At 39.4% G+C, this 10,730-nt stretch carries 7 protein-coding genes; 6 read left to right on the plus strand and 1 reads right to left on the minus strand.

The window, feature by feature from the left end; translation table 11 throughout:
* The 5 genes from EA341_RS12560 to EA341_RS12580 all read left to right on the plus strand — a co-directional run.
* The coding region (locus EA341_RS12560; RefSeq protein WP_293014963.1) for an MraY family glycosyltransferase at positions 1-1,103 on the plus strand (1,103 nt) is incomplete at its 5' end.
* 487 nt (positions 1,104-1,590) lie between these two features.
* A complete protein-coding gene (locus EA341_RS12565) occupies positions 1,591-2,883 on the plus strand; it encodes an OmpA family protein (protein ID WP_293014966.1) in 1,293 nt (430 codons plus the stop codon).
* A gap of 462 nt (positions 2,884-3,345) precedes the next feature.
* Entirely contained in the window at positions 3,346-4,485 is a 1,140-nt protein-coding gene (locus tag EA341_RS12570) for a DegT/DnrJ/EryC1/StrS family aminotransferase (protein WP_293014968.1), read from the plus strand.
* An 82-nt stretch (positions 4,486-4,567) separates the two neighbouring features.
* Complete coding sequence (locus tag EA341_RS12575; protein WP_293014970.1) at positions 4,568-5,152, plus strand: acetyltransferase; 585 nt, start codon at positions 4,568-4,570, stop codon at positions 5,150-5,152.
* 176 nt (positions 5,153-5,328) lie between these two features.
* The gene (locus EA341_RS12580) at positions 5,329-7,239 is read left to right on the plus strand and encodes a nucleoside-diphosphate sugar epimerase/dehydratase (protein ID WP_293014973.1); all 1,911 of its coding nucleotides are present in this window, start codon (positions 5,329-5,331) and stop codon (positions 7,237-7,239) included.
* 264 nt (positions 7,240-7,503) lie between these two features.
* Here EA341_RS12580 and EA341_RS12585 read toward each other — a convergent pair whose 3' ends face one another.
* Positions 7,504-8,361, minus strand: a complete 858-nt coding sequence (locus EA341_RS12585; RefSeq protein ID WP_293014975.1) for an alpha/beta hydrolase family protein — start codon at positions 8,359-8,361, stop codon at positions 7,504-7,506.
* Between the two features lie 549 nt (positions 8,362-8,910).
* Between EA341_RS12585 and EA341_RS12590 the strand changes: the two genes are divergently transcribed.
* Positions 8,911-10,326, plus strand: coding sequence for a hypothetical protein (locus tag EA341_RS12590; protein WP_293014978.1), 1,416 nt, complete (start codon positions 8,911-8,913; stop codon positions 10,324-10,326).
* Positions 10,327-10,730 lie beyond the last annotated feature (404 nt).

Genomic DNA, 10,730 nt, shown 5'->3' on the forward strand with positions numbered 1-10,730 from the left:
TCTTAATTTACCCGATTTTGATAAAATTACTGGTCAAAATGAAAATGACCGATACTCCTGGAGGCAGAAAAATCCATACCAGCTATATTCCATCCATGGGAGGTATTGGTTTTGTCATCGCCACCTTTATTGCAGTTTTTATTTGGTTTCCTTATGGAGACCTGGTAGAAATCAGGTATTTGTTGGCTGCATTCGGGTTGATGTTTTTTGTTGGCCTTAGGGATGACATGGTCAACCTGTCTGCTTTCCAGAAGTTGGGTGCCCAAGTAGTGGCTGCCCTGATGGTAATCATCATGGCGGATGTCAGGATTACCGGTCTTTATGGATTGTTTGGTGTATATGATTTACCACTATATACTTCCTATGCCCTGACATTGGTGACGATTATAGGTTTGACCAATGCCTTCAACCTGATAGATGGTTTGGATGGCTTGGCAGGATCCATCAGTTTGGTATCCTTTGCCTTTTTAGGATGGTGGTTTTATGACGTAGGTTACGACGCCTATGCCTACTTCGCTTTTGCGATATTGGGTGGGATACTTTCCTTTCTGATATTCAATTGGCACCCTGCTAAGATTTTTATGGGGGATACAGGCTCTTTGAGTATAGGTTTCTCCCTGGCGATATTGGCGGTTTTGTTTATAGATATCGATGGCACCATGTCCGGCGTAAATGGGGTGAAGTTTGCGGCTCCTATCGCTACAGGAGTAGCCTTGTTGATTGTGCCTATATATGATACCCTAAGGGTGTTTTTAAAGAGGGCGGCAAAAGGAAAATCACCCATGTCACCGGATAAAAGCCATGTGCACCATTTCCTCTTGAGGATGGGCCTGAGACATGATCAGGTAACCTTGTTGTTGATAGGGGTAAAGCTGTTTTTTATTGGACTCATATTTTTGGCCAAAGATCTTGGAGATGCAGTGATGCTTCCGGCAGTATTGGTATTGGCAGTCTTGATTGGTTTGAGGTTAGATACCTTTACATTAAAAAGAGTCAAGAAAATTTCGGCCGAGAGTCCACCTGTACTTGTTAAAAAAGTCCAAAAGGTCAAGCCTGTCATTCAGCCTAAGGTATTGAGGAATATGAAAGTAAATGACAATTAATAGCAGGCTTTTCTAATGAATATTTTTTCAAGTTAAGTCCTTTGCGATGGAGTGACTTGATAGCTGAAATTACTTAAATAAGCCATCAAGATACCAAGTCACCAAGCATTTTGAAATTAAAGACCCCAAAAGATCTGTAAGAGATTTTTGGGGTTTTATTTTTTTAGGCGTGTGCTAAGAGTGTGTTAATGTAATCACTTCAGCGTTTTTTAATGTATAATATTGTTTGTCTGTACAGGGCAAATAGGGTTATAGCGAAGGGTTTAAATGACAGCAAATTGAAATAATTTGACAACTTTTATTTGTCTGCCTTGCGGTAAACATTGAAGGTTTCCTTATATTGGGAACTATTCTAAGATGGTCTTAATCAATTGCCCAAGACAAATACTAGTATTCAGTTTATCAGAATAGGAGTATCCATCCTTTGAATGCCATCTTATCGTTATTAGATTCGGTTTTTGAAATTTCAATGAATTATCTTATTACAATGAAAAAGAGTCTGTTAGTCTTTCTCCTCTCGGGATTCCTATGTTTTGTTCTTAATGCTCAAGAAGACTATAATAAATGGTCTTTAGAGCTCAATGGAGGGTTTAATAAACCAATGGCTCCACTAAGCCCCGGGTTTTTAAGCCCTACCTTGAATCTGGGCCATGTAGGCCTGGGTGCACGGTATATGTTCAATGAGAAGTTTGGGCTAATGGGAGATGCAGGTTTTGGAAGGTTCAGGGAAGCAAGAGGAAATTCCCCTGAGTTTGTCACAGATTATGCAAGATTCAGCGCTCAGGCTGTGTTGAATTTTGGAAGGATCTTCAAGTTTGAGTCTTTTTCCGAAAATATAGGTTTGCTTTTTCATGCTGGTCCTGGAATCGGTTGGTTTACCAATGATGATAGGCCAACTCTGGATTTTGACAGGGATTACCTGTATCATATCAGTTCTGGCCTTACCGGTCAGGTGAAACTGAGTGAGAGAATTGCTTTGATGGGAGATATCAGTGTTCATTTTAACGGAAGACAGCGCTATACATTTGATGGGAGAAATTTTATTTTGCCTCCATTGGCCGAGGATGGGGATGACAGGCTGGCACATACCACAGGTACCTGGTGGACGGGTACAATTGGTTTAGCCTATTATTTAGGAAAAGCCAATACCCATGCAGACTGGTATATTCCAGGAGAAAAATATGCGACAAAAGAGGAATTGGCTACCCAGATGGGAGAAATCAGAAATATGCTGAAAGATTCAGATGGAGATGGTGTTCCTGATTACCTGGACCAAGAGCCCAATACTCCGGCAGGGGCAAGGGTAGACGCTTTGGGAAGGACGCTGGATTCGGATGGGGATGGAATTCCTGACCATTTGGATAAATGCCCCTTTGCTCCTGGACCCGCTTCCAATGATGGATGTCCCCTGGAAGAAGTAGAGGAAATTGACTATTTCAAAAAAGCAATCAACGAAGGATATTTGAATGTGTACTTTGCTTTTGACTCTTCAAAACCCCTGAGTTATTCTACCTCTGCTGTGAATTTTATTGCAAACTTCCTGAAAAGGAACCCTGGAGTAAAACTCCAAGTGAAGGGTTATGCGGATGAAATTGGCCCAGAAGACTATAATATTAAGCTCTCTGAAAGACGGGCCAAGTCAGTAGTTGAATTATTGGTAGCTGCAGGAATAGAACAAAGCAGAATCAGTCATAAAGGTTATGGGGAGGATACTTCGGTAGACAAGTCCTCAGCAGATGCAAGACAACTGGCGAGAAGAGTTAGTTTTGAGGTGGACTGATCATTTTAATCCATAGTATTTCTATCAAGAGGCTGTCTCATATTCAAACCTTCAAAAATTATATCCAAATCTTATTTGGTGTTTGATTTGACTAAGCTTTGTGTTTTGGATCCTTTGTGGCATTAATGATTTTAGCTACAAAGACACCAAGACACCAAGAACTTTATGTTAAACACGAAACTTTATTTGGACACTGAATTTGAAAAACGACTTATGAGACAGCCTCTTTTGTTTTACAGATGTCTTTGATTTTTTCACCAAATGAAAGGCTATTTTTTCAACTATAACTGTATTGTTATAAATACCTGGTTTTCAATTATTAATGCAGGTAATATTGAATTTCAAACTTCTTTTCTACTGGTTTCAAATACACAAAATTGAATTTGAAAAAAAAACTCAAATTTTAACTATTGATATTTAATTTCTTTCCGTAGATTGACATCGCTTAATCACTTAATTCCCATGAATACCCAAGTATTACTGTCAGCTCCTGTTTTCGATGGGAAAGAGCAAATGAATATTCAGAAAGCTCTTGACAAAGGCTTCATTGCAACGAATGGTTCATTTATCTCCAAATTTGAGCAGAAGTTTTCCCAAAGGTTAAAAACCCATCAGATCACGGCGGTGAATTCAGGTACTTCCGCAATTCATTTGTCATTAATCCAACTTGGAATAGGTCTCGGAGACGAGGTGATTTGTCAATCTTTTACTTTTTGTGCTTCAGCAAACCCAATCACTTACTTGGGAGCTATTCCGATTTTTGTGGACTCTGAAAAGGATACTTGGAATATCTGTCCCGTGATACTGGAAGATACTATCATGAGTAGGATTTCCAAAGGGAAAAAGCCAAAGGCAATTATTACAGTGGATTTATTCGGGATGCCTGCAAAGCATCATGAGATTTTGGCTATATCAAAAAAGTACAATATCCCTGTCATTGAAGATGCTGCTGAGGCGGTTGGTTCTCTTTATCATGGGAAGTCCTGTGGGATTTTCGGTGAATATGGCGTTTTCTCCTTCAATGGAAATAAAATTATAACCACTGGAGGAGGAGGTGCTGTAATTTCTTCCAATGTAGGGGCCATCAGTAAGGCGCGCTATTTATCCACGCAGGCGAGGGAAGATACGCACTATTATGAGCACTATGAGATCGGCTACAATTATAGAATGAATAATCTCTCAGCAGGTATAGGTCTAGCACAGTTTGAAAACCTGGACAGAAAGGTCAATAAAAGAAGGGCTGTGTTCGATGCCTACAGGGAGATGCTAAAGGACTTTGAGGGGATCAGTCTTCTGGAGGAACCCGATGATGTTTTTTGTAACAGGTGGTTGACAACGATATTGATTGATCCAAAGAAAACGGGCTTTGATAATGAAGATTTAAGATTGGCCTTTCAAAAGCAAAACATCGAAAGCAGGTTCCTTTGGAAACCATTGCATATGCAGCCTGTATTTTTAGATTTCCCCTATTATGGAGGGAATATTTCGTCTTCTTTATTTTACCAAGGGATTTGCTTGCCTTCCTCGGAGAATTTGTCAATCGATGACCTGACCAGGATAGTATCCGTTATTTCGAAACAATACAAACACGTTTTAAAGTAAAAAATTTTAATTTCGATTAAGCTGCAAACGGGTTGAAACCTGATGGGCACCAAGATTAATACCATATAGTCAAACTTCCCCAATGTATATATTAGGAGCTTCAGGTCATGCAAAATCGGTAATTGATGTTTTGCCGGATTTAAAAGTAGTCAAGACAATCTATGATGATGATCCCAAAGTGGATGAGCTTATGGGAATTCCTGTGAAGTATTCTTCTGAAATTAATTGGGACAAAACAGAACTTGGCTTCGTTGCGATTGGGGATAACAAAAACAGGATGAAGGTGGCTGAAAGGCTGAGGAATTATTTTGATTACATTAACCTGATTCATCAATCGGCTTTTATTTCCAGGTTTGCAGACTTATCCAAAGGAATTGTGGTGATGGAAGGAGCGATTATCAAAGTGGATTCTTATGTGGGAAACCATGTGATTGTGAATACGGGGGCCAGGGTGGATCATGACTGTCGGCTTGGTGATTATGTGCATATAGCTCCGGGAGTGACCTTATGCGGAAATGTCATGATTGGAGAGGGAAGTCTGGTAGGAGCAGGCTCTGTTGTTTTGCCAGGAATTACAATAGGAAATTGGGTAACCATCGGTGCTGGTTCTGTTGTGCATAAGAATATTCCGGATGGTGGAAAATGGATAGGGGATAATCTGGGATAACTAACTTTACTTAAACCTTAAAAAAGGGTTTTATTCCCTATAAAATCCATTTTTCTACCCAAATGCTTAAATAAATCTGATTAAGAGTAGCAATTGACGGAATAGTTTATAATTTTGTTCTCTAATGATTAATGTTTAATTAAAGTAATCACCTTAGTATAGAAAAAATTTTTACTATGGATTTTTTGAAAAAACTAAAAATTCTTCCAAGATGGATAATAGCCACCTTGGACTCAGTTATTTTGTACCAAGCTGCCTTTTTTGGTTTTCTGGTCCGCTTTAATTTTGAACTTGATGCTATAGAGGAAAACTCAGCCTTTACGGGAAGTTTGGTCTTTATGCTTGGAGGGGTATTGGTCATGCTAAATACCAAAAGTTATGAAGGTATAGTACGGCATACCGGGTTTAGAGATGGCTCCATTATCTTCAAGACGATAATTTTGAATTTCCTTTTATTTACCGTTATCAATCTGTTTAGCGAGAGTTTCTTAAGCAAAAGATTTCTAATTCCGACATCAGTTCTGATAATTGCTTCATTGACCTCTCTTTTCTTATTGATTTTTTATAGGCTATTGGTAAAAGAGCTTTTTGTTTACGTAAAAAATAGCGTTGCGGCAAAGGATTTAAAGAATGGGATCATATTTGGAGCAGGTGAAGCCGGTATTATTGCTCAGGATGTTATTAAAAGAGACAGCAAATCCTATTTTGAAACGTATGCATTTTTTGATGATGATCCCAAAAAAGAAGGCAAAATCATCGATGGAAAAAAAATCTATAAAGGACTTAAGGAGCTTGAGAATTTTGTCCTAAATCACGGAGTAACAGAGCTTATTATTGCCGTACGAGATATTTCTGTACAGAGGAAAAGAGAGATCATTGATGAATGCCTGCGTCTTAAGGTTCATGTGAGTATCATTCCTCCGATTAATCAGTGGATAAATGGTGGCTTGCAAGCAGGAGCCATAAGAGAAGTTAAAATTGAAGATCTTCTTGGGAGAGAGCAGATCTCACTGGAGAACCCGAAGGTGGAAGAGGATATCAAAGGTAAAGTGGTTTTGGTAACTGGTGCGGCAGGTTCGATTGGAAGCGAACTTTGCAGGCAAATCATCCATTATCATCCAGCACTTTTAGTCATGTTGGATCAAGCAGAATCTCCCCTATATGATGTAGAGCAGGAACTGAATGAATTGGAACCCGCAACACAAAGGAAGATTGTGTTGGCTGATATTCGGAATAAGCGTAAAATGAAAACCCTTTTTAAGGAAGTTAAACCTCAGGTTGTATTTCATGCTGCTGCTTATAAGCATGTTCCGATGATGGAGAATTATCCAGAGGAATCAATAAAAACCAATATTTTAGGAACGAAAGTATTGGCAGATCTTTCAGTGCTTACCAATGTTGAAAAATTCGTTTTGGTCAGTACAGATAAAGCGGTTAATCCAACAAACGTCATGGGAGCAACAAAGAGGGCTGCAGAAATGTATGTTCAGTCCTTAAATGAGTTCCTTGAAAAGCACCATAGGAAATTCCATACTAAATTCATTACTACCAGATTTGGCAATGTACTAGGGTCAAATGGATCGGTAATCCCTTTGTTTAAAAAACAAATTTTAAAGGGAGGACCAGTGACCGTTACGCACCCTGAAATAACCCGTTATTTCATGACTATTCCAGAAGCCTGTCAACTTGTTCTGGAAGCTGGGATCATGGGAAATGGAGGCGAGATTTATGTGTTTGATATGGGACAACCAGTCAAAATATTGGATCTGGCCAAAAAGATGATTCAGCTAAGTGGGAAAAAATTTGAGGAAGATATTAAAATCGTTTACAGCGGTTTGAGGGGTGGGGAGAAGTTATTTGAAGAACTATTAAATGACTCGGAAACAGTAAAGATTACCCATCATCCAAAAATTAAAATAGCTCAGGTAGCACCCAATGACTATTACAGGCTTGAAGGCCAGATAGACCTATTCTTTGAATTGATTGAAAAGAGTTCTGAGAATGAAATTGTGGCGCATCTCAAAACATTAGTTCCTGAATTTATCAGCAATGCCTCAAGGTTTGAGGTGTTGGACAGGATGAATTGATTCAGTTAATCGATTCAATTACGAATTACGTCCGACTGGAGTCATCCGGGCGGTTACGACGCTTTTTTCTAGTGATGTAACATTAAGCTAAATCCACCGCGGAAAGCAATATGTTCATGGTTAAAAGTTCATTTGCCCCAGCGTTTTAACCTTTAACTTTTTTAACCTTTAACAATCCATATATCAGTTAATCAGTTACACAATTAAACCGATTAATCGATTACACAATTAAACTCATTTCCCATTATCCCCAGCCAAAAAACCCTACTCTAACTGTTTTTTAAAGACCCTGTCTATAAAAAGCATGTGAACGGGCAATGCCTCAGTCCAGTATTCCCAAGTGTGTGCCCCCGGTCTCTCGGTGTATTCATGCGCTACCCCTTTACCTAGCAAGAGGGAGTGGATTTGCCTATTGGTGGCAATCAAAAAGTCATCAACACCACAATCGATCAATAACGCTATACCGTTTTCTTTCATTCTGTCTACCAAACCTACGGCAGTATATTCTGTAAAAGGCGCCTCGTAACTGATTTCTCCCAAAGCCATTTTTTGGCCTTCCTTAATTCTGTTTCTGAAGCTTTCATCTACCTCCCACATCCTGTAGTCAATATTCATCACCCCACTCATACTTCCTGCTGCGATAAATAACTCAGGGTTTTTGGCTGAGATCATCATGGCGCCATGTCCACCCATAGACAAACCTGTGATTGCCCTGCCTTCTCTTGCTTTGATGGTATTGTAATTCTGGTCTACAAAAGGAATCAATTCCTTGCACATGTAGGTTTCATATCTGACTGAATCCAGCAAAGGGCTGTCATAGTAGTAGGAGGAGGGACCCACTCCAGGGGTGATGATCAGTACATTGTATTGGTTGGCCAGTTTTTCCAACAAACCGGGTTCTGTTACTTTATCGTGCCAGTCCGTAAAACTTCCGGAACCTCCGTGCAAGACATAAACAGAAGGCAGTGCTGCTGCATTTTTATCGTAGCTTTCTGGTTTGACTACAGCGGCTTTGAGTGATTTGTCCATGGCCTTGGAATACACTTCAATGGTATCCACTTGGGCCAAACCCGCGAAACTTATACTGAAGAGAAATAATAGGATTGAATAGGTTTTTTTCATGATATTTTTTTTTGAATATACGCTATTCTTACAGCACCTAAATATAATTTATGTAATGATTGGATTATTCACGGCTGTCGGCAATGCAGGGATGACAGATGGCTGATGATTGATGACCGGTGTCCGGTGTCTGATGACCGATGCAAAAGGTTTTTAGTCTGGTTGAGGTATCGGGGGTCTGGACCAACGTCTGATCCCCGGTGCTAACCCTGATTATATTTCAATCATATCCTGAATCGCGTCACTCTCGGGACCTTCACTAAAGCTTCGGTTTCCCCCATATTTCAATTTATTTCAACCATATGTTTACTTTATTTCATTTACCAACGGATAACATTTCCTTAAATAACTGTTGTCTAAAAACTCAAATCTTGCCGATAGCTATCGGGACTAAAATCTAAAATCTACTAATATCCTACCTCCATCGGTCAGGCATCCAAAAATATCCATCAATATCTTTTAATATCCAAGCCAGCTACTTCTTTTTAAACATCTTTATGATAAATTGTGGCAATAAAACATGATCACCCTATTTTCTCAATTTCCTGAATGACCAGACTCTTACTTGTTTCTCTGTTATTGGCTATTGTTATCTTTCAAATACAAGGTGAAAAAATACCCATACATGAAGGCGCTGGGTGGGAAGGCCTGAGTTTGAGAGGAATCTCCGAAGGTTTCATGGAGCATTTTGATGATGAAGGATATGATGCATTTCTGGTGCACCGTATTTTGCCTTTTGCTTTGGTGAATATGGTTTTTGGGTTATTGGAGTTTGATATGGATCCGGAAAGTCTTTTACACGGGATATTGATATTGAACTTTTTGTTTTTGCTTTTGGGCTGCTATTGGTATTTCCGCATTACCAAGAAACTTAGGTCCTCGACTAAAATGGAAATTCTGGGCTTTGCTTTGATGTTTGGGACTTTTCTTGTCTTGAAGCTGTCTTGGTACGAACCTTTTAGCCCAGCGCTGTTTGCATTTGTCCTAGGCATTGGCCAGGTCAATTACTTTGTGCGCTATGAAAAAACTAAATTGTTTCTGGTCTCACTTTTAGGAGGTTTTGTATGGCCTAGCTTATTTCCGATTGGGATGATGTTGATTTTCTTGCCCAATGACAAAGTCATTTTCAAAGAAGAAAAAGACAAATTCCAAATTCCATACCTTTTTCCCGGTTTGGTTTTAGGAGTCTTGGTGGTTTTGGCTTCTAGGTTTTATGGTACAGCTGTGGGGGTTTTTGATTATTTGGGAATAGCTCTTGGATTGGGCTTTTTGATACTACTCATTACCCTGGCCCTTACCTATTCAGGGATTGATTGGAGGAGGTCCATGCAGCTTTTTCAAAAGAAAATTAAAGCTGAAAGGCTCACTTTTTTGTTGATCAGCGTGGCATCCTATTTTGTTGTCATCTATTTGCTGGCTGTAGGGAAATCTGATTTCTCCTTTCAGTCATTCTTGATAGGACATTTTTTACATCCGGTGCAAAGGCCATTGGTATTTTTAACCAGTCCTTTTTCCTTCTATGGTATTTTGATTCCTCTTACCCTGGTTTTCTTTTCTCGGATAAGCAGGGAGGTTGGCAAATTGGGATTGGGATTTACCTTGGTATTTCTAATCATGCTGATGTTTGGGCTTTACAGCGATGCTTTATGGTGGACGAATGTTATTCCTTTCTTGGTATTGTTGATTTTAAAAGGGTTGAGAAGGTATACGCTTTTGACCAAGGACATTTGGGTGTTGTGCGTATTAAATGTCCTGCTTTCCAAAGCATGGTATCAGATCAACACTGATGGTCTTTCAGAAGCTTTGGTAGAACATCCCCAAGCATTTCCTGCACAGCGTTACTTGCAGCATTTTGGTTTGTTACAGAGTGATGGCGTATATGTGGTTTATCTTGCAGTATTATTGCTGGTTTTAGGGTTTATTTTTCTGGGTAAAAAAAGATATGCCAAAGCTCCGTCGGGTTGATAGGAGAAGAGAGGTACTAGAAGCGAGAAGCGAGAGGAAATAGAAATATGGTGGAAATACTTAGAAATATGCCTGCGGCGAAATAATTGAGGTGTTTGGAAGTGAATGAAGCTCTATTCCGATATTGTTGTCTTCACGAACATCAGAAATATGGTGGAAATACTTAGAAATATGCCTGCGGCGAAATAATAGAGGTGTCTGGAAGTGAATGAAATTTTATGCCGATGTTCGTGTCTTCACGAACATCAGAAATACTGTAGAAATACCTAGAAATATGCCTGCGGCGAAATAATTGAGGTGTTTGGAAGTGAATGAAGCTCTATTCCGATATTGTTGTCTTCACGAACATCAGAAATATGGTGGAAATACTTAGAAATATGCCTGCGGCGAAATAATAGAGGTGT

The sequence above is a fragment of the Mongoliibacter sp. genome (assembly GCF_007692705.1).
GTDB lineage: Bacteria > Bacteroidota > Bacteroidia > Cytophagales > Cyclobacteriaceae > Mongoliibacter.

What these genes read in the sequence shown, in the direction of transcription:
- EA341_RS12565 (WP_293014966.1), top strand. Translation starts at nt 1,591, where the DNA reads ATGAAAAAGAGTCTGTTAGTCTTTCTCCTCTCGGGATTCCTATGTTTT.
- EA341_RS12570 (WP_293014968.1), top strand. Translation starts at nt 3,346, where the DNA reads ATGAATACCCAAGTATTACTGTCAGCTCCTGTTTTCGATGGGAAAGAG.
- EA341_RS12575 (WP_293014970.1), top strand. Translation starts at nt 4,568, where the DNA reads ATGTATATATTAGGAGCTTCAGGTCATGCAAAATCGGTAATTGATGTT.
- EA341_RS12580 (WP_293014973.1), top strand. Translation starts at nt 5,329, where the DNA reads ATGGATTTTTTGAAAAAACTAAAAATTCTTCCAAGATGGATAATAGCC.
- EA341_RS12585 (WP_293014975.1), bottom strand. Translation starts at nt 8,361, where the DNA reads ATGAAAAAAACCTATTCAATCCTATTATTTCTCTTCAGTATAAGTTTC.
- EA341_RS12590 (WP_293014978.1), top strand. Translation starts at nt 8,911, where the DNA reads ATGACCAGACTCTTACTTGTTTCTCTGTTATTGGCTATTGTTATCTTT.